This is a genomic window from Pseudomonas sp. C9D1 (genome assembly GCF_056491235.1).
On the sequence record NZ_JBSZIE010000001.1, the window covers coordinates 537,712 to 562,411 of the forward strand.

Sequence of the window (24,700 nt, forward strand, 5' to 3'; positions counted from 1 at the left end):
CCGACGGGCGCCTGCACCCGCCCAGCCGGGGTCCCATGTCTTCTCTATTACCCAGCGGGCTTTCCCTGCGCCAGGTTCTTGGCCTCTGCGTGATGCTCGTCGGCTGCCTGCTGTTGTCCTGGCAGGCGGTACTGGCTGCCGAGCGTGCGCTGGAGCCTCATCTCTGGCATGCGCTGAAGTCGGGCACGCTGTGTGCGTTGGGCACGGCCGTCGGCACCTTGCCGGTGCTGTTCATGCGCAGCATCTCGGCACGCACCTCCGACACCCTGCTGGGCTTCGGTGCCGGTGTGATGCTGGCGGCGACGGTGTTCTCGCTGTTGATCCCCGGGCTGGATGCAGCCGGCCAGTTGGGCTTTTCCAAATGGTCGGCAGGCTTCCTCATGAGCCTCGGCCTGCTGCTGGGGGCCAGTGCACTGTTCGGCCTTGGCAGGCTGCTGCCGGAGCGGCAGCTCGAGGTCGATACCCGTACCGACCGCCTGGTGCTGGCACCGCGCATCCTGCTGTTCGTCATTGCCATCGTCCTGCACAACATCCCGGAAGGCATGGCGGTGGGGGTGGCGGCGGGCGCCGGGTTGGCGGGCGCGGACAGCCTGGCATTGGGTATCGCGCTGCAGGACCTGCCGGAAGGGCTGATCATTTCCCTGGTGTTGGCAGGGGCGGGGATGTCCCGGGGCAAGGCGATGCTGATCGGCGCGGCGTCCGGGCTGGTGGAGCCGGTGTTCGCGTTGCTTTGTGCGTGGCTGGTGCAGGTGTCGGCGTTGCTGTTGCCCTGGGGCCTGGCCCTGGCAGCGGGGGCGATGCTCTTCGCGGTGACCCACGAAATCATCCCGGAGTGCCATCGCAAGGGGCATGAGACTGCTGCGAGCCTGGGGTTGGCCGCGGGCTTCTGCCTGATGATGGTGCTGGATACGGCGCTGGCCTGATCGGCCGGTGCTCATGTCGCGACGCAGGGAAGGCGTCGCGGGGTGGTTCAGCGTTTCAGCTCTTTCGGGCCCGGTATCTGTACCGGGCTTTCCGTCACTCGCCTTCGTCAAACCTATTGTTGATCAACTCGATCAGTGCGTTGAGCGCATCGTCGTCCTGCTCGCCTTCGGTGTGCAGGTGAATGTTGGTGCCCTTGCCGGCGGCGAGCATCATCACGGCCATGATGCTTTTGCCGTCCACCAGGCTTTCCGGGGTGCGGCCTACGCGAATCTGGCAGGGGTAGCGCCCGGCGACGCCAACGAACTTGGCCGCGGCGCGGGCATGCAGCCCCAGTTTGTTGATGATGGTGATTTCACAGGCTGGCATCGCGGCGGGGATCCTTTAACTGAGGTCGCGGTGGCGAACCTGGACGTTCTTCAGGTTGGGTTTGAGTGCCTGGCCGAGGCGTTCGGCGAGGTACACGGAACGGTGGTGACCGCCGGTGCAGCCGATGGCGACAGTGACATAGGCGCGGTTGCTGGCGGCGAAGCGCGGCAGCCATTTGTTCAGGTAGCCGAGGATGTCCTGGTACATCTCCTCGACATCCGGCTGCGCGGCCAGGTATTCGGCGACATTGGCGTCCAGGCCTGAGTTATCGCGCAGCTCGGGCTTCCAGTAGGGGTTGGGCAGGCAGCGCACGTCGAACACCAGGTCCGCATCCACCGGCATGCCGCGCTTGAAGCCGAAGGATTCGACGAGGAAGGCGGTTCCCGGCTCGGGCTTGTTCAGCAGGCGCAGCTTGATGCTGTCGCGCAGCTGGTACAGGTTGAGGTGGGTGGTGTCGATCTTCAGGTCAGCCAGGTCGGCGATGGGGGCGAGCAACGAGGCTTCGTCGAGGATGGCCTCGGCGAGGGAGCGGTCTTCGTTGGTCAGCGGGTGGCGCCGGCGGGTTTCCGAGAAGCGCTTGAGTAGCGTTTCGTCATCCGCGTCCAGGTACAGCACATCGCAGTGGATGTGGCGGGCGCGGGCCTCTTCGAGGAGTTCGGGAAAACGCTTGAGCTGGCTGGGCAGGTTGCGCGCGTCGATGGAGACGGCGACCTGGGGGTGCAGCAACTCGGTCTGCAGCAGCGCGCGCTCGGCCAGTTCGGGGAGCAGGCCGGCGGGCAGGTTGTCGATGCAGTAGAAGCCATTGTCCTCGAGAACGTCGAGGGCGGTGCTCTTGCCTGAGCCTGAACGGCCGCTGACGATGATCAGGCGCATGGCAAGGTCCTAGCGTCCGTTCTGGACGTCCACTACCACCTGGTACAGGCTGTCGCTGCTCTGCGTCTGACGCAGGCGGTCACGCACCTCGGTGCGGTCCAGCATGCTGGCGATCTGGCGGAGCAGTTCCAGGTGTTCATCGGTGGCGGCTTCGGGGACCAGAAGCACGAAGAGCAGGTCCACCGGGGCGCCGTCGATGGCGTCGAAGTCCACGGGGGCGTCCAGGCGCAGCACGGCGCTGATGGGCGCGGTGCAGCCGGGAAGCCGGCAATGGGGGATGGCGATACCGTTGCCGAATCCTGTCGAGCCGAGTTTCTCCCGGGCGACCAGGCTTTCGAAGATATCTTGCGAGTCGAGGTCGGGAAGTTCGCGAGCAACCAGGTTGGCGATCTGTTCCAAGACACGTTTTTTGCTGCCGCCCGGCACGTTCACGAGGGAACGGCCGGGGGTCAGGATTTGCTCAAGTCGGATCATAGGAAGGGGAATGTCAGCGGGCGGTGGCGCCCTGCTGGCGGTTCAGCTGCTTTTCCTTGTGTTTGATCAGTTGACGGTCGAGTTTGTCGGTGAGCAGGTCGATGGCCGCGTACATGTCTTCATGCTCCGCATTGGCTACGACCTCACCACCGGCGATGTGCAGGGTGGCTTCGATCTTCTGCTTCAGTTTCTCCACCTGCATGATCACCTGCACATTGGTGATTTTGTCGAAGTGGCGCTCCAGTTTGTCGAACTTCTCGACAACGTAGTCGCGCAGGGCGTCGGTCACATCCAGTTGATGTCCACTGATGTTGACTTGCATACCGCTTTCTCCTTATTGCCCGTGTGTAAGAGACAGGCTAACGGGCCTGCCACCGGAACACTTTGGCGTGGATCAATCCGCGTCACATCAGCCGCTTGCGTTCGCTCGAAGGCGCTATCCCGAGGGATTCCCGGTACTTGGCGACTGTGCGGCGGGCCACTTGGATACCCTGTGCTTCCAGTAAACCAGCGATCTTGCTGTCGCTCAACGGCTTTTTGGCATTTTCCGCAGCGACCAGTTTTTTGATGATCGCGCGGATGGCGGTAGACGAGCATTCACCGCCTTCGGAGGTGCTGACGTGGCTGGAGAAGAAGTATTTCAGTTCGTATATGCCACGCGGGGTGTGCATGAATTTCTGGGTGGTGACGCGTGAGATGGTCGACTCGTGCATGCCCACTGCCTCGGCGATGTCGTGCAGGACGAGGGGCTTCATCGCCTCGTCGCCGTACTCGAGGAAACCGCGCTGGTGCTCGACGATCTGGGTGGCGACCTTCATCAGCGTTTCGTTGCGGCTTTGCAGGCTCTTGATGAACCAGCGGGCTTCCTGCAGCTGATTGCGCATGAAGGTGTTGTCGGCGCTGGAGTCGGCACGGCGGACGAAGCCGGCGTAGTGCGGATTGACGCGCAGGCGCGGGACGGCTTCCTGGTTCAGTTCCACCAGCCAGCGTTCATTGTGCTTGCGCACGATGACGTCCGGCACGACGTACTCGGGTTCGCTGGCTTCGATCTGCGAGCCGGGGCGGGGGTTGAGGCCCTGGATCAGCTCGATCACCTGGCGCAGCTCGTCTTCCTTGAGCTTCATGCGGCGCATGAGCTGGCTGTAGTCGCGGCTGCCGAGAACATCGAGATAGTCGCCAGCCAGGCGTTGCGCCTCGCTCAGCCATGGGGTCTTGGCGGGCAGTTGGCGCAGTTGCAGGAGCAGGCACTCGCGCAGGTCGCGGGCGCCGACGCCGGCGGGCTCGAATTGCTGGATGCGGTGCAGGACGACTTCCACCTCGTCGAGTTCGATCTCGAGCTCGGGGTCGAAGGCTTCCACGACTTCCTCGAGGGTTTCCTCCAGGTAGCCGTCATTGTTGATGCAGTCGATCAGGGTGACGCCGATCAGGCGATCGGTATCGGACATGGGGGCCAGGTTCAGCTGCCACAGCAGGTGGCTTTGCAGGCTCTCGCCCACCGAGGTGCGGGACGTGAAGTCCCACTCGTCGTCATCGGAGCTGGGGAGGCTGCTGGCGCTGGTCTGGTAGACGTCTTCCCAGGCGGTGTCGACGGGCAGTTCGCTGGGGATGCGTTCGTGCCATTCGCCGTCTTCGAGGCTTTCGCTCTCCGAAGTGGGGACGCTGGATTCCTGGAAGCTGGATTCCTGGCTGGCGGAGTTGGGCAGTTGCTCGCTTTCTGCCATGGGGTCGGAGTTGTCGAAGTCTTCTCCTTCCTCCTGGCGTTCGAGCATGGGATTGGACTCCAGGGCCTCCTGGATTTCCTGCTGCAGATCCAGGGTGGACAGTTGGAGTAGGCGAATGGCCTGTTGCAGCTGCGGGGTCATCGTCAGCTGCTGGCCCATCTTCAGGACTAGCGATGGTTTCATGGCAGAGGGCTTAGCACCTTATTCGCCGGCGCACATGCGCCATCCACTACAGGGCGCCGAAGCGCCACCAGGAAGCAAATTATATGCCTGACCTTGAATGATTTTTCTACTGCCCGCAACATTTTGCGCGCAGGGCTGGTCCGTCAGAGGCGGAATTCGTGCCCCAGGTAGACTTCCTTGACCAGTTGGTTGGCCAGGATCTCTTCTGCACTGCCTTCGGCGATGAGCTGGCCATCATTCACGATGTAGGCGGTTTCGCAGATATCCAGTGTCTCGCGGACGTTGTGGTCGGTGATCAGCACGCCGATCCCCTTGGCCTTGAGGTGATGGATGATCTGTTTGATGTCGCCCACGGAAATCGGGTCGACACCGGCAAAGGGTTCGTCGAGCAGGATGAACTTGGGGGCGGTGGCCAGGGCGCGGGCGATTTCCACGCGACGACGCTCACCACCGGACAGGCTCATGCCGATGCTGTCGCGGATGTGGCTGATGTGGAACTCCTGCAGCAGGCTCTCCAGTTCGCGATGACGACCGGCGCGGTCGAGCTCCTTGCGGGTCTCGAGGATGGCCATGATGTTGTCGGCCACGCTGAGCTTGCGGAAGATCGAGGCTTCCTGGGGCAGGTAGCCGATACCGGCGCGGGCGCGACCGTGCATGGGCTGGTGGGTGACGTCCTGCTGGTCGATGAGCACGCGCCCCTGATCGGCCTTCACCAGGCCCACGATCATGTAGAAGCAGGTGGTCTTGCCGGCACCGTTGGGGCCGAGCAGGCCGACGATCTGGCCGCTGTCGATGGACAGGCTGACGTCACGGACGACCTGGCGGCTCTTGTAGCTCTTCGCCAGGTGCTGGGCTTTGAGGGTCGCCATTACTCTGCTTGTCCCGCTTGCTGCTCTTTCTTCTTCGGCTGGATGACCATGTCGATGCGCGGACGCGGAGTGCCGACGTTGGTGCCCGTGGCGCGGCCTGCGTTGACGATCTGGCGCTGGGTGTCGTAGACGATCTTCTCGCCTTCGAAGGTGTTGCCTTCCTGGATCACCTTGGCCTGGTCGATCAGCACGATGCGCTCGTTGGCAGCGAAGTACTGGATGGTCATGCCGTAGGCCTTGACGATCTGCTTGTCCACCGCAGGCTTCTGCTCGTAGTAGGCAGGCTTGCCCACCGAGGTGAAGACTTCCAGCTCGCCCTGGGCGTTCTGGGTGATGGTCACGGTGTCGCCGGTGATCTTCAGGGTGCCCTGAGTGATGACCACGTCGCCGCGATAGACCGCCACGCCCTGCTTGTCATCGAGTTCGGCGCTGTCCGCCTGGACGCGGATCGGCTGATCGCGGTCGCTGGGCAGCGCCCAGGCGCTGGCACTTCCGAGTGCGGCACCCAGGCTGAGCAGTAGGGGGAGGGTTTTAACGAACCTCATGCTGGCCTCTTACGTTGGACTGCAGGATCATCCTGCTGTCATTCAAGTACGCTTTCATTCCTTGTGCCGTGGTAACCCCGTTGGCGGCGTCGATTCTAACGGCTTGCTGGGTTTCCGCATATTCCCTGTCCGGGAACACGGTCAGGCGGCTGGTGGTGAGAATGGTTGGTCGGCCCTTGGCGTCGGTGCGCTCCACGCGGACCTTGTCGATCAGCTCCACCTGTTCACCTTCTGGGCCGACTTCGCCGCGCTCGCTCTGTACGTGCCACGGGAACTCGGTGCCGCGGTAGAGCTGCAGGTCGGGATTGGTCAGCAGGGTGGTGTCGCTCGATTTGACGTGTTCGAGCTTGGCAGCGGTCATCTCGTAGTGACGCTTGCCGTCTTCCTGATATTGCACGCTGGTGGCATTGACCACATAGAAGTCGATGGCGTTCTCGTCTGCGGGGGCAGTTGTCTGGCGCTCCATGAAGCTTTCCGGGCGAATGTTCCAGTAGCCCAGGGCGATCAGCAGGGCGGCGACCGGAATCAGGATCAGGGCGAGGCGAAAGTTCTTCGACATGGGCGGACCTAGAGGTAGGCGGCCTGTGCAGCGTCGAGGCTGCCCTGGGCTCGCATGATCAGTTCGCAGAACTCGCGGGCGGCACCTTCGCCGCCACGTGCCTGGGTGGTGCCGTGGGCGTGCTGGCGGACGAAGCCGTCAGCGCTCGCCACCGCCATGCCCAGGCCGACCCGGCGTATCACCGGCAGGTCGGGCAGGTCGTCGCCGAGGTAGGCCACCTGTGCGTATTCGAGGCCCAGCTCCGCCAGCAGTTCATCGAGTACCACCATCTTGTCCTCGCGGCCCTGATAGAGGTGCTGGATACCCAGGTTGCGGGCACGTCGCTCGACCACGGGAGTGCTGCGGCCGGAGATGATCGCGGTGCGTACCCCGGAATTGATCAGCATCTTGATACCGTGGCCGTCCAGGGTATTGAAGGTCTTGAACTCGCTGCCGTCGACCAGGAAGTAGAGCTTGCCGTCGGTGAGTACGCCATCGACGTCGAAGACCGCCAGGCGGATGGCCTTGGCGCGCTGTAGCAGATCGTCGCTCATTCAGATCACTCCGGCGCGGGTCAGGTCGTGGATGTGCAGGGCACCGATGGGGGTGTCGCTGTCGTCCACCACCACCAGCACGTTGATCTTGTGGTCGTCCATGATCTTCAGCGCCTCGGCGGCGAGCATGTCGGGGCGCACGGTCTTGCCGTGGACCGTCATGACTTCGTCGATGCTGGCCTGGCGGACGTCCACGCCCTTGTCCAGGGTGCGGCGCAGGTCGCCGTCGGTGAAGATCCCGGCCAGCTTGCCGTCGCTCTCCAGTACTGCGGTCATGCCGAGGCCCTTGCGGGTCATCTCCAGCAGGGCGTCGCGCAGGGAGGTGCCGCGTTCGACGCGAGGCAGCCGGTCGCCGCCGTGCATGATGTTTTCCACCTTCAGCAGCAGTCGACGGCCCAATGCACCACCGGGATGGGAGAAGGCGAAGTCCTCGGCGGTGAAGCCGCGGGCCTCCAGCAGGGCGATGGCCAGGGCGTCGCCCAGGACCAGCGATGCAGTGGTGGAGGAGGTCGGTGCCAGGTTCAGCGGGCAGGCCTCGTGCTCGACGCGGGCGTCGAGGTTGGCTTCGGCAGCCTTGGCCAGCGGCGACTGCGGGTTGCCGGTCATGCTGATCAGGGTGATGCCCAGGCGCTTGATCAGCGGCAGCAGGGTGACGATCTCGGCGGTGGAGCCGGAGTTCGACAGGGCCAGCACGACGTCGTCGGGCGTGATCATGCCCATGTCGCCATGGCTGGCTTCGGCCGGGTGGACGAAGAACGCAGGCGTACCGGTACTGGCCAGGGTGGCGGCGACTTTCTTGCCGATATGGCCGGACTTGCCCATGCCCACCACCACGACGCGGCCCTTGCAGGCGAGGATCAGCTCGCAGGCGCGGACGAAGTCGTCGTCGATCCTGCCGAGCAGGGTGTCGATGGCTTCACGTTCCAGGCGGATGGTGCGGTGTGCGGATTGGATCAGATCGCTGGACTGGCTCATGTGGAGAGTGCAGTTGCCGAGGAAAAGGCGGGGATTATACCGGCAAAGAGTCGTTCGCTCACCCTCCATCGCATCCCGCCGAGGAGAAACCTGTCGCAGCCCTGAACAATGGCTGGCGCGGCCTTGGGTGGCATAGTGCTGCGATGCTATAGTTCGCCGCCTGTTCGGCCCCCCCTCAGGCATCGTGTCCCGGCCGCTGGAGACGACGTCTTCTGCAGGGATGGCCGCATCGCAAGGAGTACAGATGAGCGCTGATAACGCTTACGCCGTGGAGTTGAAGGGCGTCACCTTCAAGCGCGGCACACGCAGTATTTTTCAGAATGTCGATATCCGCATCCCGCGCGGCAAGGTCACCGGGATCATGGGGCCGTCCGGCTGCGGCAAGACCACCCTGTTGCGCCTCATCGCCGCTCAGCTCAAGCCTGCGGCCGGCGAAGTCTGGGTCAATGGCCAGAACCTGCCGAAGCTTTCCCGGGCCGACCTCTTCGACATGCGCAAGCAGTTCGGTGTGCTGTTCCAGAGCGGCGCGCTGTTCACTGACCTCGATGTGTTCGAGAACGTCGCCTTTCCCCTGCGGGTGCACACCAAGCTGCCCGAGGAAATGATTCGAGACATTGTCCTGATGAAGCTGCAGGCGGTTGGCCTGCGTGGCGCCATCGAGCTGATGCCGGATGAACTCTCCGGCGGTATGAAGCGTCGCGTGGCTTTGGCCCGGGCCATTGCCCTCGACCCGCAAATCCTCATGTACGACGAGCCTTTCGTCGGCCAGGACCCCATTGCCATGGGCGTGCTGGTGCGTTTGATTCGCCTGCTCAACGATGCCCTGGGCATCACCAGCATCGTGGTCTCCCACGACCTGGCGGAGACCGCCAGCATCGCTGACTATCTTTACGTGGTCGGCGATGCCCAGGTGCTGGGGCAGGGCACCCCCAAAGAGTTGATGGAGTCGGATAACCCGAGGATCCGCCAGTTCATGAAAGGCATTCCCGACGGGCCGGTCCCCTTCCACTTCCCGGCACCCGATTACCGCAACGATTTGCTGGGAGAGCGTTGATGCGCAAGAAGTCTCCGCTCGAGCGCATCCGCCTGCTCGGGCGCGCCGGCCTGGACGTGGTCGAAGCGCTGGGCCGCTCCACCCTGTTCCTGTTGCGTGCCATGTTCGGGCGCACCGGCACCGGGGCTGGATTCCAGCTGCTGATCAAACAACTGTATTTCGTCGGCGTGCTGTCGCTGCCGATCATCGTCGTATCCGGTGTCTTCATCGGCATGGTGCTGGCCCTGCAGGGCTACAACATCCTGGTGGAATACGGCTCCGAGCAGGCGGTCGGGCAGATGGTTGCCCTGACCTTGCTGCGTGAGCTCGGCCCGGTGGTCACCGCGCTGCTGTTCGCCGGTCGTGCAGGCTCCGCCCTGGCGGCCGAGATCGGCAACATGAAGTCCACCGAGCAACTCTCCAGCCTGGAGATGATCGGTGTCGACCCGCTCAAGTACATCATCGCCCCGCGTCTCTGGGCCGGGTTCATTTCCATGCCGTTGCTGGCGATGATCTTCAGCGTGGTGGGCATCTGGGGCGGCGCGATGGTCGCCGTCGATTGGCTGGGTGTTTACGATGGCTCTTTCTGGGCCAATATGCAGAACAGTGTCGAATTCACCGAAGACGTGCTGAACGGCGTGCTGAAAAGCATGGTCTTCGCCTTCGTGGTGACCTGGATCGCCGTGTTCCAGGGTTACGACTGCGAGCCGACCTCCGAAGGGATCAGCCGCGCAACGACTAAAACCGTGGTCTATGCCTCGCTGGCCGTGCTGGGGCTCGACTTCATCCTGACCGCCTTGATGTTTGGAGATTTCTGATGCAAATCCGCACCCTGGAAATTGGTGTCGGCCTGTTCCTGCTGGCCGGGTTGCTCGCCCTGCTGCTGCTGGCTTTGCGGGTGAGCGGCCTGTCGGTCGGCGGCGCCAGCGAAACCTATAAAGTTTATGCCCACTTCGACAATATCGCCGGTTTGACTGTCAGAGCAAAAGTGACCATGGCCGGTGTGACCATTGGCAAGGTCACCGCCATCGACCTGGATCGCGAAAGCTACACCGGCAGGGTCACCATGGAGCTGGAAAAGCGCGTCGACAACCTGCCGACCGATTCCACGGCTTCCATCCTCACTGCCGGCCTGCTGGGCGAGAAGTACATCGGTATCAGCGTTGGCGGCGACGACCAGCTGTTGAAGGACGGCGGCACCATCCGCGACACCCAGTCCGCGCTGGTGCTCGAAGACCTGATCGGCAAGTTCCTGCTCAATACGGTCAATAAGGAAAGCAAGTGAGGACCTTCGACATGATCAAAGCAATGCGTAACGGCCTGCTGGTTCTGCTCGCCGCGCTGCCCCTGCTGGCCAACGCGGCGCCCAGCGCGCGCGACGTGGTGCAGCAGACCACCGACAAGCTGCTCAGCGACCTCAAGGCCAACAAGCAGCAGTACCGCAGCAACCCCGGTGCCTTCTACGATTCGCTGAACAACATCCTCGGCCCGGTGGTGGATGCCGACGGCATTTCCCGCAGCATCATGACGGTCAAGTACTCGCGCAAGGCCACCCCGGAGCAGATGACCCGCTTCCAGGAGAACTTCAAGCGCAGCCTGATGCAGTTCTATGGCAATGCCCTGCTGGAATACGACAACCAGGACATCCGCGTGCTGCCCGGCAAGCAGGAAGACCCGGAGCGCACCAGCGTCGGCATGGAAGTGAAGGACAGCAAGGGCACCGTCTATCCGGTGTCGTACACCATGGTCAACATCGATGGCCAGTGGATGCTGCGGAACGTCATCATCAACGGCATCAACATCGGCAAGCTGTTCCGCGACCAGTTCGCCGACACCATGCAGAAGAACGGCAACGACCTGGACAAGACCATCAACGGCTGGGCCGAAGTGGTGGCCAAGGCCAAGCAGACCGAGGAAGGCCAGAAGGCCGCCGGTCATGAGTGAAGCTGCACTGACAGCCGGTACCGCCGGGGAGCTGAAACTCTCCGGCGTGCTGGATTTCCGTAGCGGGCCGGAGCTGCGTGAGACGGGCGCGAAGATGATTCGCGAACACGGCATGGCAGACCTGGTGCTCGATTGTTCGGGCGTGTTGAAGTCCAGCAGCGTCGGTCTTTCCCTGTTGCTGGCCTTCATGCGCGACGCGCGAAAGGCCGGCAAGACGCTGACCATCCGCGCGCTGCCCGAGGACATGCGGCAGATCGCCGGCGTCTCCGGGCTCGACGAGTTGCTGCCGCTGGAAGTGTGAAGACAGTCGAAAGCCCTCCGTCTGACCTTGCGCGCGCGGGGTTCGCAGGCGGGGGGCTTTTTTGTATCATGGCCGACCCGCGCGCGTAGGGCGCCGATTGAGGTTGAGCATGCAGGCCGTAGAAGTGAAGAACCTCCTGGAGGCTAAGCTGCCCGGAGCCCAGGTGGAAGTTGAAGGCGAAGGCTGCAATTTCCAGTTGAACCTGATCAGCGACGAGCTGGCTGGCATGAGCCCGGTCAAGCGCCAGCAGCAGGTTTATGCCCATCTGAACGCCTGGATCGCCAATGGCAGCATCCACGCGGTCACCATGAAATTCTTCAGCCTCGCTGGCTGGGCCGAGCGTTCCTGAGCCTACGGGCGACGAGATTCCAAATGGATAAACTGATTATTACCGGCGGCCAACGCCTCGATGGCGAAATCCGCATTTCGGGCGCCAAGAACTCGGCCCTGCCGATCCTCGCTGCCACCCTGCTGGCCGATACCCCGGTCACCGTGTGCAACCTGCCGCACCTGCACGACATCACCACCATGATCGAGCTCTTCGGTCGCATGGGCGTGCAGCCGGTGATCGACGAGAAGCTCAGCGTCGAAGTCGACGCCAGCACCATCAAGACCCTGGTCGCGCCCTATGAGCTGGTGAAGACCATGCGCGCCTCGATCCTGGTGCTCGGCCCCATGGTCGCGCGCTTCGGTGAAGCCGAAGTGGCCCTGCCCGGCGGCTGCGCCATCGGTTCCCGCCCGGTCGACCTGCACATCCGTGGCCTCGAAGCCATGGGCGCGCTGATCGACGTCGACGGCGGCTACATCAAGGCTCGCGCTCCGGCCGGCGGCCTGCGTGGCGCGCACTTCTTCTTCGATACCGTCAGCGTGACCGGTACCGAGAACATCATGATGGCCGCTACCCTGGCCAACGGCCGTACCGTGCTGGAAAACGCCGCACGTGAACCGGAAGTGGTCGACCTGGCCAACTGCCTGATCGCCATGGGCGCGCAGATCCAGGGTGCCGGTACCGACACCATCATCATCGACGGCGTGAAGCGCCTCGGTGGTGCGCGTTACAGCGTGATGCCCGACCGCATCGAGACCGGCACCTACCTGGTTGCCGCAGCCTCCACCGGCGGCCGCGTCAAGCTCAAGGACACCGATCCGACCATCCTCGAATCCGTGCTGCTGAAGCTGGAAGAGGCGGGTGCCAACATCAGCACCGGCAACAACTGGATCGAGCTGGACATGAAGGGCAACCGCCCGAAAGCGGTCAACGTGCGCACTGCACCGTACCCGGCGTTCCCCACCGACATGCAGGCCCAGTTCATTTCCATGAACGCCGTGGCCGAAGGCACCGGTGCGGTCATTGAGACGGTGTTCGAGAACCGCTTCATGCACGTCTACGAAATGAACCGCATGGGCGCGCAGATCCTGGTCGAGGGCAACACCGCCATCGTCACCGGCGTTCCGCAGCTCAAGGGCGCTCCGGTCATGGCCACCGACCTGCGGGCTTCGGCCAGCCTGGTCATCGCCGGCCTGGTTGCCGAGGGCGACACCCTGATCGACCGCATCTACCACATCGACCGTGGTTACGAGTGCATCGAGGAAAAACTGCAGCTGCTCGGCGCCAAGATCCGCCGCGTGCCGGGTTAGGTGAAGCTCGGGCCGACCGTCAGCGGTCGGCCCGCACGCTCCCTCAAGGGCCCGCAGAGGGCCGAAGCCAAGGACATCCAGTTCCATGCTCACCATCGCGTTATCCAAGGGCCGCATCCTCGACGACACCCTGCCGCTGCTGGCGGAAGCGGGCATCGTCCCCACCGAGAATCCGGACAAGAGCCGCAAGCTGATCATCCCCACCACCCAGGATGACGTGCGCCTGCTGATCGTCCGTGCCACCGACGTGCCGACCTATGTCGAGCATGGCGCGGCAGACCTCGGCGTGGCCGGCAAGGATGTGCTGATGGAGTACGGTGGCCAGGGCCTGTACGAGCCCCTGGACCTGCGCATTGCCCGCTGCAAGCTGATGACCGCTGGCGCGATCGGTGTGCCCGAGCCCAAGGGCCGTCTGCGCGTGGCCACCAAGTTCGTCAACGTCGCCAAGCGCTATTACGCCGAGCAGGGCCGCCAGGTCGAAGTGATCAAGCTTTACGGCTCCATGGAGCTGGCACCGCTGGTCGGCCTGGCCGACAAGATCATCGACGTGGTCGACACCGGCAATACCCTCCGTGCCAATGGCCTGGAGCCCCAGGAAATGATCGCCACCATCAGCTCCCGCCTGGTGGTCAACAAGGCCTCGATGAAGATGCAGCACGCCCGTATCCAGGCGCTGATCGACACCCTGCGCCAGGCCGTCGAGTCGCGACACCACGACTGACACCCGTGCGGCTCCGGCCGCACCCGCCTATCCGTGTCATAGCCAATAATCTCGGGTGCCCGCACGGTGGGCTTGCTACTCTAGCGGCGCCCGAGCATTTGCCAATAATGAGGCCCGCTATGACCGTTCAAACCGCTGTTCGCCGACTCAATGCCGCTGATCCGGACTTCGCCCGTCATCTGGATCATCTGCTGAGCTGGGAAAGCGTATCCGACGAATCGGTCAACCAGCGCGTACTCGACATCATCAAGGCCGTGCGTGAGCGTGGCGATGCCGCCGTGGTCGAGTTCACCCAGCGTTTCGACGGTTTGACCGTGGACGCCATGGCCGACCTGATCCTGCCGCGCGAGCGCCTGGAGCTGGCGCTGACCCGCATCACCGCCGAGCAGCGCAAGGCCCTGGAGACCGCCGCCGAGCGTGTGCGCCTCTACCACGAGAAGCAGAAGCAGGATTCTTGGACCTACACCGAGGCCGACGGCACCGTGCTGGGCCAGCAGGTCACCCCGCTGGACCGCGCCGGCCTGTACGTGCCCGGCGGCAAGGCGTCCTACCCGTCGTCCGTGCTGATGAACGCCATCCCGGCCAAGGTCGCCGGCGTCGCCGAAGTGGTGATGGTGGTACCGACCCCCCGTGGCGAGATCAACGAGATCGTCCTCGCCGCCGCCTGCGTGGCCGGCGTCGACCGTGTCTTCACCATCGGCGGGGCCCAGGCGGTCGCCGCGCTGGCCTATGGCACCGAGAGCGTGCCCCAGGTGGACAAGATCGTCGGCCCGGGCAACATCTATGTCGCCACGGCCAAGCGCCACGTCTTCGGCCAGGTCGGCATCGACATGATCGCCGGCCCCTCCGAGATCCTCGTCGTTTGCGATGGCCAGACCGACCCGGACTGGATCGCCATGGACCTGTTCTCCCAGGCCGAGCACGACGAAGACGCCCAATCCATCCTGGTCAGCCCCGATGCCGAGTTCCTCGACAAGGTGGCCGCCAGCATCGAGAAGCTGCTGCCGACCATGGAGCGTGCCGAAATCATCCGCACCTCCCTCTCCGGTCGTGGCGCGCTGATCCAGGTCGCCGACATGCAACAGGCGATCACCGTCGCCAACCGCATCGCCCCCGAGCACCTGGAGCTGTCGGTCGCCGACCCGCAAGCCTGGCTGCCGCAGATCCGCCACGCCGGCGCCATCTTCATGGGCCGTTACACCGCCGAGGCGCTGGGCGACTACTGCGCCGGCCCGAACCACGTGCTGCCCACCTCCGGCACCGCGCGTTTCTCCTCGCCGCTGGGTGTGTATGACTTCCAGAAGCGCTCGTCGATCATCTTCTGCTCTGCAGAGGGTGCCTCCGAGCTGGGCAAGACCGCGTCCGTGCTGGCCCGTGGCGAGTCGCTGACCGCCCACGCCCGCAGCGCCGAATACCGGATCAAGGGAGAATGACGATGAGCAAATTCTGGAGCCCCTTCGTCAAGGACCTGGTGCCCTACGTTCCGGGCGAGCAGCCGAAGATCGCCAACCTGGTGAAGCTGAACACCAACGAGAACCCCTACGGGCCGTCGCCGAAGGCCATCGCCGCCATGCAGGCGGAACTGGGTGACAGCCTGCGCTTGTACCCGGACCCGAACAGCGACCGCCTCAAGCAGGCGGTCGCCGAGCACTACGGCGTAACGACCGCCCAGGTGTTCGTCGGCAACGGCTCGGACGAGGTGCTGGCGCACATCTTCCACGGCCTGTTCCAGCACGGCCGCCCGCTGCTGTTCCCGGACGTGACCTACAGCTTCTACCCGGTCTATTGCGGCCTCTACGGCATCCCCTTCGAGGCGCTGCCGCTGGACGAGCAGTTCCAGATCCGCGTCGAAGACTACGCGCGCCCCAACGCCGGCATCATCTTCCCCAACCCCAACGCTCCCACCGGTTGCCTGCTGGCGCTAGAGGCGGTGGAGAAGCTGCTGCAGGGCAGCCCGGATTCGGTGGTGGTGGTCGACGAGGCCTATATCGATTTCGGCGGCCAGAGCGCCATCGCCCTGGTGAACCGCTATCCGAACCTGCTGGTCACCCAGACCCTGTCCAAGTCCCGCTCCCTGGCCGGCCTGCGCGTCGGCCTGGCGGTGGGGCACCCGGGCCTGATCGAGGCCCTGGAGCGCATCAAGAACAGCTTCAACTCCTACCCGCTGGACCGCATGGCCATAGTCGGCGCCGCTGCGGCGTTCGAGGACCGCGAGTGGTTCGAGCAAACCTGCGCCAAGGTTATCGTCAGCCGCGAACGGGTGGTGAGCGAACTGGAAAAGCGCGGCTTCGAGGTGCTGCCTTCGGCGGCCAACTTCATCTTCGCCCGTCACCCGGGCAAGGATGCGGCGGGCATCGCTGCCGGCCTGCGCGAGAAGGGCGTGATCGTGCGTCACTTCAAGCAGGAACGCATCGCCCAGTTCCTGCGCATTACCATCGGCACGCCGGAGCAGAACCAGGCGTTGCTGGATGCGCTCGACGCCGCCTGATTCCTGAGGCGTGAACCAAAAAGCCGAGACGGGAAACCGCCTCGGCTTTTTCATGGCTCAAGGGTGGCCGATCACTCGTGATGGGCCTCGCCAACGAAGGTCAGCGAGGTGAAGAAGCCGTGCTCCTCGGCTTCCGGGTCCTTGTCGGTCTTCAGCGTCGTCTGTGCGGCGATCACGTTGAGGCCGGCGTTGCGTACCAGCACCTTGGCCTTGCCCTGGGCGTCGGTGGTGGCGCTGACGGTATGCGGGTCGCTGCGGTAGTCGGCGTACAGCTGAATGCCGGCTGCGGGCTTGCCGTCCAGCAGCACCTGCACCGGCAGCGGCTTGCCGGGGCCGACGGCGAGCGGGTCGACCTGCGGCACGATGACCAGGCGCACGCGCTCCAGTGCCGGCAGCTTGGCGCCTTCCTGGTAGACCGCGAGGCTGTACTTCCAGGTGTGGATGGAGGCGACAGCGCCCTTCACCTGATCGCGGCCCTTGTTGATCCACTGCTTGTCGGCGGTCTGTGACCAGGCGCCGTTGTCCAGCGCCACGGCCAGGCTGGCCGGTGGCTTCATCGGCTGCAGGCGGGCGTGGTCCTCGAGGCGCTGGACGGTGACCGGGATCATCCGGGCGGCCTTGTCGTAGGCCCAGGCGCCGCTGACCTTCTCGGCCTTGAAGGCGTCGTCCTCGGCGCCGTGCCCGTAGATGACTTCGATGTTGCCGCGACGCTGTTCGGTCCAGAGGCCGTGGGCCTGGGCCTGGCCGGCGAGGAGGGCGCCGAGGGCGGCGGTGAGCAGCAGTTTGCTGTGGAGTCGCATGGGGAGTCCTTGTCAGAGGTTGAGGGTCAGGCTGAGGGTGAGGTTGCGCGGGTCGCCCGGCAGCACCCAGACGTTGTTGTAGGAGCGCTCGTAGTATTTGCGGTCGAAGAGGTTGTTGAGGTTCAGGCCGATGCTCAGGTCATCGCTGGCCTTGTAGTGGGCGAGCAGGTCGAGCGTGCTGTAGGCGGGCAGTTCGAATTGGCTGCCGGCCTGGCCGGAGCGGTCGTCTACGTAGTTGGCCGCGGCGCCCACGTCCGAACCGCGCAGCCAGCCGTCCTGGAACTCGTAGACGCCCATCAGGCTGCCGCTGTGTTTGGCGATGCCGAGCAGGCGGCTGCCTTCGGGCAGGGTGTTGTCCTCGGTCACCTCGGCGTCGATATAGGCGTAGGCGCCGATCAGGCGGAAGGCGTCGCTGAGCTGGCCGGCGACATGCACGTCCAGGCCCTGGCTGCGGGCCTTGCCGGCGGCGATGCTCTGGCTGGGGTCGTTCGGGTCGGCGGTGAGCACGTTCTCCTTCTCGATATGGAAGAGCGCGGCGGTGGCGCCCAGCCGGCCCTCGAACAGGTCGAGCTTGACCCCGCTCTCATAGCCGACGCCCTTCTCCGGCTTGAACACGGTGCCGCGGCTGCTGATGGCGTTGGGCTTCACCGAGGTGGAGGCATTGGCGAACACCCCGACTTCCGGGGTGAGCTGGTAGAGCAGGCCCAGGCGCGGCGTGACGACGTCCTTGTGCTGGGCGTTGCGGATGCGCGTGGATCGGTCCAGGGCTGCCTGCTCGAAGCGCTCGATGCGCACGCCCACCAGCCCGCGCAACCGGTCGGTGAGGGCGATCTGGTCCTGCAGGTTCAGCGAATGGCTTTCCACCCGCTCGAAGAAATCGTTCTTGCGGGTGAGCGCGGGTTTGGGCTGGCCGTATACGGGGTTGTGGATATTCAGGCCGTAGCTGAACAGGGTGTCGCTCTGGGGGTACTTCTGGCTGTTGCGGTAGTTCTCGTACTCCAGGCCGATCAGCGTCTGGTGCTGCCAGGTGCCGGTGGCGAAGGTGCCGTGCAGTTCGGCCTGGGTGATGCTGTTGTTCCATTCGAAATCGCGCTGGCGATAGAAGCGGCTGACGATGTCGCCGGACAGGCGCGAGGTTTCCGAAGAGTCGCCGGCCAGGTGGCCCTGGGCATAGTGGTTGGCCAGGCGCAGCTTCCAGTCCTCGTTCAGGTAATGCTCAAGGCTGACCTGCAGCATCTGGTTGCGATTGCGGATCTCGCCGTCGTTGGGTTCGCCGAGGAAGGTGGAGCGCTTGACCGAGCCGAGCTGGTTGCCTGGGGCGGGGATGCCGCGATCGAACACCGACTCGTGGCGCACGAACTCGCTCTCGATCAGCAGGCGCGTATCCGGGCTGAGCTGCCAACTGAGGGAGGGGCTGACCACCACGCGCTCGCTGCCGACGTGATCGCGGAAGCTCTGGTTGTCCTCCACCGCCAGGTTGATGCGCGACAGCAGGGTGCCGGCGTCGTCCAGCGGCGTATTGACGTCGAGGCTGCTGCGGTAGCGGTCCCAGCTGCCCGCGCTGGCGCTGAAGCGGGCGAAGGCTTCCTCCTCGGGCTTCTTGGTGACGATATTGACCAGGCCGCCTGGGTCCCCGCGTCCGTAGAGGCTGGCCGCCGGGCCCTTGAGCACCTCGATGCGCTCGATGGTGGAGGCGTCCGGCGAGCTGTAGCTGCCACGGTTGATGGCGAAGCCGTTCTTGTACAACTCGCCGGTGGTGAAGCCGCGCACGCTGTAGTTGAGGAAGGTCAGGCCACCGAAGTTGTTCTGCCGGGATACACCGCCGGCGAAGTCCAGGGCGCGGTCGATGCGGGTGGTGTTGAGGTCTTCCAGTACCCGGGCGGGCACCACGGCCACGGATTGGGGGATGTCGCGCAGGTCGGAGTCGGTGCGGGTGGCGCTCGCCGAGCGGGTGGCGCGGTAGCCGGTGACGGGGCCGTCGGCGCGCTCGTGGCGGGATTCGATGGTGATCTCTTCGAGTTCCAGTGGTGCGGCGAGGGGATTGCTGCTGGCCAGGCCGAGCGCCAGGCCGGCGGCCGAGGCGAGGGTGCGGGACTTCATTGTCGGTGGGTCTCAGGGCTTAAAGATGTAATAACATAACATTTTATTTTTTCATCTTTCACCTGCCAGGTTCGATTTCATGGAGCGGGGGGCGAAATGAAGAACGGCGCCATCAGGCGCCGTTCGGGTCAGTTGTTGTCCGCGGGAGCGGTTTGCTGTGGCGGCCTGAGGCCGACTTCGGCGGAGAGGTCGATCTCCTTGCCGTTGCGCATGACTTTGACGCTGACTTTCTCGCCGGGCTTGGTACGGGCCACCTGGTTCATCGAGCGGCGGCCGTCGCCGGCGGGTTCGCCGTCGATGCTGAGGATGATGTCGCCGGGCTGCAGGTTGGCGCGTTGCGCCGGGCTGTCGCGGTAGATGCCGGCGACGACGATGCCCGGGCGCCCTTCGAGGCCGAAGGACTCGGCCAGCTCGGGGGTGAGCGGCTGCACCTCGATGCCCAGCCAGCCACGGATGACCTGGCCGTGCTCGATGATCGCCTTCATGACTTCCAGGGCCAGTTTGGTGGGGATGGCGAAGCCGATGCCCTGGGAGCCGCCGGACTTGGAGAAGATCGCGGTGTTGATACCGATCAGGTTGCCGTTGGCATCCACCAGGGCGCCACCGGAGTTGCCCGGGTTGATCGCTGCGTCGGTCTGGATGAAGTCTTCGTAGGTATTGAGACCCAGCTGGTTGCGGCCGGTGGCGCTGATGATGCCCATGGTCACGGTCTGGCCGAAACCGAAGGGGTTGCCGATGGCCAGGGCGACGTCGCCGATACGGATGTTGTCGGAGCGGCCGAGGGTGATGGCGGGCAGGTTGTCCAGGTCGATCTTGAGCACCGCAAGGTCGGTCTCCGGGTCACCGCCCACCAGGCGTGCCAGGGTCTCGCGGCCATCCTTGAGGGCCACGACTATCTGGTCGGCGCCCGCCGTGACGTGGTTGTTGGTCAGCAGGTAGCCCTCGGGGCTCATGATCACCGCCGAGCCAAGGCTGGACTCCATGCGCCGCTGGCGCGGCAGGTTGTCACCGAAGAAGCGGCGGAACTGCGGGTCTTCGAACAACGGATGCGCCGGCTTGCTCACCACCTTGGTGGTGTAGAGGTTGACCACGGCGGGGGAGGCGCTGTTCACCGCTTCCGCATAGGACTCCGGGCCCGGGCGCGAGAGGCTGTAACGGGGGGCTTCCTGGAGGTGCACTTCCTGGCGGGGCAGGCCGACCAGTTCGGGGTATTGCTGGATGATCAGCAGTGCTACGAGTACGCCGACAAGCAGGGGCCAGCCGAAGAAACGCAGGGCCTTGAGCATCGAGGGGAATCCTGAGGGTTGCGAGGGGCGAGGGTGCCCCTTAAGGTGGCGCCATTATACGGGGCGGCCGCCAATAAAATAGCCGCTCTCAGCAGCTTATGAGGAGAGGCAGATGGCCATTGCACTGACCACCCTGGTGGAGGAGGCGGAGCGCTTTCTCGGGGCTTCGCGTATCTCGGATTACTGCCCGAACGGCCTCCAGGTCGAGGGGCGGCCACAGGTTCGGCGCATCGTCAGCGGGGTCACCGCCAGCCAGGCATTGCTCGATGCCGCGGTGGAAGCCGAGGCCGATGTGGTGCTGGTCCACCACGGCTATTTCTGGAAGGGCGAGAATCCCTGCGTGGTCGGTATCAAGCAGCGCCGCCTGAAGACTCTGTTGACCAATGACATCAGCCTGCTGGCCTATCACCTGCCCCTGGACGTGCACCCGGAAGTGGGCAACAACGTGCAGCTCGCCCGCCAACTGGACATCACCGTCGAAGGCCCGCTGGAGCCGGACAACCCGCGCACCGTCGGCCTGATCGGCTCCCTCGCCGAACCGCTCACGCCGCGCGATTTCGCTCGCCGCGTACAGGACGTACTGGGCCGCGAGCCCTTGCTGGTGGAAGGCTCCGGGATGATCCGTCGCATCGGCTGGTGCACCGGCGGCGGCCAGGGCTACATCGACACGGCCATCGCCGCCGGCGTCGATCTCTATCTCACCGGCGAGGCGTCCGAGCAGACCTTCCACAGCGCTCGCGAGAACGGCATCAGCTTCATCGCTGCCGGCCACCACGCCACCGAACGCTACGGCGTGCAGGCCCTGGGTGATTACCTGGCGCGGCGTTTCGCCATCGAACACCTGTTCATCGACTGCCCCAATCCCATCTAGGAAAGGGGCGCTGGAAGGCCCGTTCCAGCAGGTATAAAGCTAGATCGTTTCGTTCTAAGTGCGCCCCTGAATAGAAGAATGCGCTGTGCTAGAGTGCGCGCTCGTCCACGGCCCGAAGGCCGTTGTATCAGATAAGAAATCCGTGAGTAGCCATGCTCGACAAACTGACGCACCTGAAACAGCTGGAGGCGGAAAGTATCCACATCATTCGTGAGGTGGCCGCCGAATTCGATAACCCGGTGATGCTGTATTCCATCGGCAAAGACTCCGCCGTCATGCTGCACCTGGCGCGCAAGGCCTTCTTCCCGGGCAAGCTGCCGTTCCCGGTGATGCATGTCGACACTCAGTGGAAGTTCCAGGAGATGTACCGGTTCCGCGACAAGATGGTCGCCGATCTGGGCCTCGAGCTGATCACCCACGTGAACCCCGAGGGCAAGGCCCAGGGCATCAACCCCTTCACCCACGGCAGTGCCAAGCACACCGACATCATGAAGACCGAGGGCCTCAAGCAGGCTCTGGACAAGTACGGCTTCGATGCTGCTTTCGGCGGTGCCCGCCGTGACGAGGAGAAGTCCCGCGCCAAGGAGCGCGTCTACTCCTTCCGCGACAGCAAGCACCGCTGGGACCCGAAAAACCAGCGCCCCGAACTGTGGAGTGTCTACAACGGCAAGGTGAAGAAGGGCGAGTCGATCCGCGTCTTCCCGCTGTCCAACTGGACCGAGCTGGACATCTGGCAATACATCTACCTGGAACAGATCCCGATCGTCCCGCTGTACTTCGCCGCCGAGCGCGAAGTCATCGAGAAAAACGGCACGCTGATCATGATCGACGACGACCGCATCCTCGAGCACCTCTCGGACGAAGAGAAGGCCCGCATCGAGAAGCGCATGGTGCGTTTCCGCACCCTCGGTTGCTACCCGCTGACCGGCGCGGTCGAGTCGGAGGCCACCAGCCTCACCGACATCATCCAGGAAATGCTCCTGACCCGAACGTCCGAACGCCAGGGCCGCGTCATCGACCATGACGGCGCCGGTTCGATGGAAGAGAAAAAGCGGCAGGGGTACTTCTAGCCGAAAGCTGAGAGCCGGAAGCTTGAAGCTGTAGCAGCAGGGAGTGCTGCATGAATTTCGAGAAGCTGGATGTATGGAAAAGGGCTGCGCGACTCTCGGTAGAGCTCTACCGACAGTTGCGCAATCTGGAGGACTGGGGGTTCCGGGACCAGATCACTCGTGCGGGGCTTTCGATACCGAGCAATATTGCCGAGGGCATGAGCCGGGAAGGTAGTCGCGAGAGAGTCAGGTTCCTGCTGATTGCCAAAGGCTCCTGCGCGGAGCTGAGGACTCAGTTGTATATAGGCCAGGAAGTCGGCTTCGTGCCGAAGATGTTCGCAAGAGCCTCTATACGGGAAACCCAGGAGATCGCAGCCATGTTGTCCAGCCTGATTCGCGTTATACGCCAAGACTGATTATTCGCTCGCTGTAGGCTTCAAGCTTCTGGCTTCAAGCTTCCAGCTCGGAGAACGCAATGAGCCATCAATCCGATCTGATCAGCGAGGACATCCTCGCTTACCTGGCCCAGCATGAGCGCAAGGAACTCCTGCGCTTCCTCACCTGTGGCAACGTCGACGACGGCAAGAGCACCCTGATCGGGCGCCTGCTGCACGACTCCAAGATGATCTACGAAGACCATCTGGAAGCCATCACCCGCGATTCCAAGAAGGTCGGCACCACCGGTGACGAAGTGGACCTGGCGCTGCTGGTGGATGGCCTGCAGGCCGAGCGCGAGCAGGGCATCACCATCGATGTCGCCTACCGTTACTTCTCCACCGCCAAGCGCAAGTTCATCATCGCCGACACCCCCGGCCATGAGCAGTACACGCGCAACATGGCCACTGGCGCCTCCACCTGCGACCTGGCGATCATCCTGGTCGACGCCCGCTACGGCGTGCAGACCCAGACCCGCCGCCACAGCTACATCGCTTCCCTGCTGGGCATCAAGCACATCGTCGTCGCCATCAACAAGATGGACCTGAAGGACTTCGACCAGGGCGTGTTCGAGTCGATCAAGGCCGACTACCTGCAGTTCGCCGAGCGCATCAAGCTCAACCCGACGTCCATCCACTTCGTGCCGATGTCGGCGCTGAAGGGCGACAACGTGGTGAACAAGAGCGAGCGTTCGCCCTGGTACACCGGCCAGTCGCTGATGGAGATCCTCGAGACCGTCGAGGTCGCCGGCGACCGCAATTTCGCCGACATGCGCTTCCCGGTGCAGTACGTCAACCGCCCCAACCTGAACTTCCGTGGCTTCGCCGGCACCCTCGCCAGCGGCGTCGTGCACAAGGGCGATGAAGTCGTCGTGCTGCCGTCGGGCAAGGGCAGCAAGGTCAAGTCCATCGTCACCTTCGAGGGCGAGCTGGAGCAGGCCGGCCCCGGCCAGGCCATCACCCTGACCCTGGAAGACGAGATCGACGTTTCCCGCGGCGACATGCTGGTGCATGCCGACAACCGCCCGCAGGTCACCGACGGCTTCGACGCCATGCTGGTGTGGATGTCCGAGGAACCGATGCTGCCGGGCAAGAAATACGACATCAAGCGCGCCACCAGCTACGTGCCGGGCTCCATCGCCAGCATCGCCCACAAGGTGGACGTGAACACCCTCGAAGAGGGGGCCGGCAGCGACCTGCAATTGAACGAGATCGCCAAGGTCAAGATCAGCCTGGACGCACCCATCGCCCTCGACGGCTATGAAAGCAACCGCACCACCGGTGCCTTCATCGTTATCGACCGCCTCACTAACGGCACCGTCGGCGCCGGCATGATCATCGCCGCACCGGTTGCCGCTGGCGGCCAGGGCGTGCATGGTGAGTCCGCCCACGTTTCCACCGAGGAGCGTGCTGCACGCTTTGGCCAGAAGCCGGCCACCGTGCTGTTCAGCGGCCTCTCCGGTGCCGGCAAGAGCACCCTGGCCTATGCCGTGGAGCGCAAGCTGTTCGACATGGGCCGTGCGGTCTACGTCCTCGATGGCCAGAACCTGCGTCATGATCTGAACAAGGGCCTGCCGCAGGACCGCGCCGGGCGCACCGAGAACTGGCGCCGTGCCGCCCATGTGGCGCGTCAGTTCAACGAAGCCGGCCTGCTGACCCTGGCGGCCTTCGTGGCGCCGGATGCGGAGGGCCGCGAGCAGGCCAAGGTGCTCATCGGCAACGATCGCCTGATCACCGTATACGTCCAGGCCTCCCCGCAGATCTGCCGCGAGCGTGACCCGCAAGGGCTGTACGCTGCCGACCAGGACAACATCCCCGGTGAATCCTTCCCCTACGACGTGCCGCTGAATGCCGATCTGGTGATCGACACCCAGAGCCAGTCGGTGGAAGAGGGCGTCAAGGCCGTGCTCGACCTGCTGCGCAGCCGCGGCGCGATCTGATCGCATCGCTGATGAAAAAGCCCCGCTGATGCGGGGTTTTTTTTGGCCCGGCGTTGGGCCTGACGTGGAACCC

General features: G+C 64.2%; 28 protein-coding genes. 15 read left to right on the forward strand and 13 right to left on the reverse strand.

Going from position 1 to position 24,700, the window contains the following annotated elements; all coding sequences use genetic code 11:
* Positions 1-35: 35 nt before the first annotated feature.
* Positions 36-923 carry a ZIP family metal transporter gene (locus tag ACXI0U_RS02485; RefSeq protein ID WP_031287154.1) on the forward strand — a complete coding sequence of 296 codons (888 nt, stop codon included), beginning with the start codon at positions 36-38 and terminating at the stop codon, positions 921-923.
* A gap of 94 nt (positions 924-1,017) precedes the next feature.
* Here ACXI0U_RS02485 and ACXI0U_RS02490 read toward each other — a convergent pair whose 3' ends face one another.
* From ACXI0U_RS02490 to ACXI0U_RS02535, 10 genes are all read right to left on the reverse strand, one after another.
* Positions 1,018-1,290, reverse strand: coding sequence for an HPr family phosphocarrier protein (locus ACXI0U_RS02490; RefSeq protein ID WP_263400543.1), 273 nt, complete (start codon positions 1,288-1,290; stop codon positions 1,018-1,020).
* A gap of 15 nt (positions 1,291-1,305) precedes the next feature.
* Positions 1,306-2,163 (reverse strand): RNase adapter RapZ, encoded by an 858-nt coding sequence (gene rapZ / locus ACXI0U_RS02495; RefSeq protein WP_021217830.1) that lies wholly within the window; start codon positions 2,161-2,163, stop codon positions 1,306-1,308.
* A gap of 9 nt (positions 2,164-2,172) precedes the next feature.
* Positions 2,173-2,637, reverse strand: coding sequence for a PTS IIA-like nitrogen regulatory protein PtsN (gene ptsN, locus ACXI0U_RS02500; protein WP_021217831.1), 465 nt, complete (start codon positions 2,635-2,637; stop codon positions 2,173-2,175).
* A gap of 13 nt (positions 2,638-2,650) precedes the next feature.
* Entirely contained in the window at positions 2,651-2,959 is a 309-nt protein-coding gene (gene hpf, locus ACXI0U_RS02505) for a ribosome hibernation-promoting factor, HPF/YfiA family (protein WP_263400541.1), read from the reverse strand.
* 82 nt (positions 2,960-3,041) lie between these two features.
* On the reverse strand, positions 3,042-4,541 hold the full coding sequence (locus ACXI0U_RS02510; RefSeq protein WP_031287164.1) for an RNA polymerase factor sigma-54: 1,500 nt from the start codon (positions 4,539-4,541) through the stop codon (positions 3,042-3,044).
* A gap of 143 nt (positions 4,542-4,684) precedes the next feature.
* Positions 4,685-5,410 carry an LPS export ABC transporter ATP-binding protein gene (lptB, locus tag ACXI0U_RS02515; RefSeq protein ID WP_021217834.1) on the reverse strand — a complete coding sequence of 242 codons (726 nt, stop codon included), beginning with the start codon at positions 5,408-5,410 and terminating at the stop codon, positions 4,685-4,687.
* On the reverse strand, positions 5,410-5,955 hold the full coding sequence (gene lptA / locus ACXI0U_RS02520) for a lipopolysaccharide transport periplasmic protein LptA (protein WP_021217835.1): 546 nt from the start codon (positions 5,953-5,955) through the stop codon (positions 5,410-5,412). The genes lptB and lptA overlap by 1 nt, the downstream gene beginning before the upstream one ends.
* Complete coding sequence (gene lptC / locus ACXI0U_RS02525) at positions 5,942-6,514, reverse strand: LPS export ABC transporter periplasmic protein LptC (RefSeq protein ID WP_043241479.1); 573 nt, start codon at positions 6,512-6,514, stop codon at positions 5,942-5,944. Before lptC ends, lptA begins: the two co-directional genes overlap by 14 nt.
* A gap of 8 nt (positions 6,515-6,522) precedes the next feature.
* Entirely contained in the window at positions 6,523-7,047 is a 525-nt protein-coding gene (locus ACXI0U_RS02530) for a KdsC family phosphatase (RefSeq protein WP_021217837.1), read from the reverse strand.
* Positions 7,048-8,022, reverse strand: a complete 975-nt coding sequence (locus ACXI0U_RS02535) for a KpsF/GutQ family sugar-phosphate isomerase (RefSeq protein WP_021217838.1) — start codon at positions 8,020-8,022, stop codon at positions 7,048-7,050.
* Between the two features lie 244 nt (positions 8,023-8,266).
* On the opposite strand from ACXI0U_RS02535, the gene ACXI0U_RS02540 reads away from it, so the two are divergent.
* The 10 genes from ACXI0U_RS02540 to hisC all read left to right on the forward strand — a co-directional run bounded on the left by ACXI0U_RS02540 (position 8,267) and on the right by hisC (position 16,147).
* Positions 8,267-9,076 carry an ATP-binding cassette domain-containing protein gene (locus tag ACXI0U_RS02540; protein WP_021217839.1) on the forward strand — a complete coding sequence of 270 codons (810 nt, stop codon included), beginning with the start codon at positions 8,267-8,269 and terminating at the stop codon, positions 9,074-9,076.
* Positions 9,076-9,873 carry a lipid asymmetry maintenance ABC transporter permease subunit MlaE gene (mlaE, locus tag ACXI0U_RS02545; RefSeq protein WP_021217840.1) on the forward strand — a complete coding sequence of 266 codons (798 nt, stop codon included), beginning with the start codon at positions 9,076-9,078 and terminating at the stop codon, positions 9,871-9,873. Before ACXI0U_RS02540 ends, mlaE begins: the two co-directional genes overlap by 1 nt.
* Complete coding sequence (mlaD, locus tag ACXI0U_RS02550; protein ID WP_021217841.1) at positions 9,873-10,340, forward strand: outer membrane lipid asymmetry maintenance protein MlaD; 468 nt, start codon at positions 9,873-9,875, stop codon at positions 10,338-10,340. The genes mlaE and mlaD overlap by 1 nt, the downstream gene beginning before the upstream one ends.
* Positions 10,341-10,351: 11 nt before the next feature.
* Positions 10,352-10,999: an MlaC/ttg2D family ABC transporter substrate-binding protein gene (locus tag ACXI0U_RS02555; protein WP_043241520.1), complete on the forward strand. Its 648-nt coding sequence runs from the start codon at positions 10,352-10,354 to the stop codon at positions 10,997-10,999.
* Positions 10,992-11,300: an STAS domain-containing protein gene (locus ACXI0U_RS02560; RefSeq protein WP_021217843.1), complete on the forward strand. Its 309-nt coding sequence runs from the start codon at positions 10,992-10,994 to the stop codon at positions 11,298-11,300. Before ACXI0U_RS02555 ends, ACXI0U_RS02560 begins: the two co-directional genes overlap by 8 nt.
* A gap of 109 nt (positions 11,301-11,409) precedes the next feature.
* On the forward strand, positions 11,410-11,649 hold the full coding sequence (locus ACXI0U_RS02565) for a BolA family protein (RefSeq protein ID WP_021217844.1): 240 nt from the start codon (positions 11,410-11,412) through the stop codon (positions 11,647-11,649).
* A 23-nt stretch (positions 11,650-11,672) separates the two neighbouring features.
* Complete coding sequence (gene murA / locus ACXI0U_RS02570) at positions 11,673-12,938, forward strand: UDP-N-acetylglucosamine 1-carboxyvinyltransferase (protein WP_479549687.1); 1,266 nt, start codon at positions 11,673-11,675, stop codon at positions 12,936-12,938.
* A gap of 85 nt (positions 12,939-13,023) precedes the next feature.
* Positions 13,024-13,659, forward strand: a complete 636-nt coding sequence (hisG, locus tag ACXI0U_RS02575; protein WP_021217846.1) for an ATP phosphoribosyltransferase — start codon at positions 13,024-13,026, stop codon at positions 13,657-13,659.
* 119 nt (positions 13,660-13,778) lie between these two features.
* A complete protein-coding gene (gene hisD / locus ACXI0U_RS02580; RefSeq protein WP_479549688.1) occupies positions 13,779-15,092 on the forward strand; it encodes a histidinol dehydrogenase in 1,314 nt (437 codons plus the stop codon).
* 2 nt (positions 15,093-15,094) lie between these two features.
* Complete coding sequence (hisC, locus tag ACXI0U_RS02585; RefSeq protein WP_479549689.1) at positions 15,095-16,147, forward strand: histidinol-phosphate transaminase; 1,053 nt, start codon at positions 15,095-15,097, stop codon at positions 16,145-16,147.
* A 71-nt stretch (positions 16,148-16,218) separates the two neighbouring features.
* Here the strand turns inward: hisC and ACXI0U_RS02590 are convergent, their stop codons facing one another.
* The 3 genes from ACXI0U_RS02590 to algW form a co-directional block, all read right to left on the reverse strand.
* Positions 16,219-16,947, reverse strand: coding sequence for a DUF4198 domain-containing protein (locus tag ACXI0U_RS02590; RefSeq protein WP_479549690.1), 729 nt, complete (start codon positions 16,945-16,947; stop codon positions 16,219-16,221).
* Positions 16,948-16,959: 12 nt separating this feature from the next.
* Positions 16,960-19,047, reverse strand: a complete 2,088-nt coding sequence (locus ACXI0U_RS02595; protein WP_479549691.1) for a TonB-dependent siderophore receptor — start codon at positions 19,045-19,047, stop codon at positions 16,960-16,962.
* Positions 19,048-19,175: 128 nt separating this feature from the next.
* Positions 19,176-20,333, reverse strand: coding sequence for a Do family serine endopeptidase AlgW (algW, locus tag ACXI0U_RS02600; RefSeq protein ID WP_021217851.1), 1,158 nt, complete (start codon positions 20,331-20,333; stop codon positions 19,176-19,178).
* Between the two features lie 112 nt (positions 20,334-20,445).
* Between algW and ACXI0U_RS02605 the strand changes: the two genes are divergently transcribed.
* The 4 genes from ACXI0U_RS02605 to cysN all read left to right on the forward strand — a co-directional run bounded on the left by ACXI0U_RS02605 (position 20,446) and on the right by cysN (position 24,627).
* Positions 20,446-21,204 (forward strand): Nif3-like dinuclear metal center hexameric protein, encoded by a 759-nt coding sequence (locus ACXI0U_RS02605; protein WP_374979948.1) that lies wholly within the window; start codon positions 20,446-20,448, stop codon positions 21,202-21,204.
* A gap of 152 nt (positions 21,205-21,356) precedes the next feature.
* On the forward strand, positions 21,357-22,274 hold the full coding sequence (cysD, locus tag ACXI0U_RS02610) for a sulfate adenylyltransferase subunit CysD (RefSeq protein WP_271660121.1): 918 nt from the start codon (positions 21,357-21,359) through the stop codon (positions 22,272-22,274).
* A 50-nt stretch (positions 22,275-22,324) separates the two neighbouring features.
* Complete coding sequence (locus tag ACXI0U_RS02615) at positions 22,325-22,669, forward strand: four helix bundle protein (RefSeq protein WP_043241457.1); 345 nt, start codon at positions 22,325-22,327, stop codon at positions 22,667-22,669.
* Between the two features lie 59 nt (positions 22,670-22,728).
* Positions 22,729-24,627, forward strand: coding sequence for a sulfate adenylyltransferase subunit CysN (gene cysN / locus ACXI0U_RS02620; RefSeq protein WP_271660122.1), 1,899 nt, complete (start codon positions 22,729-22,731; stop codon positions 24,625-24,627).
* The last annotated feature ends 73 nt before the right edge of the window (positions 24,628-24,700 follow it).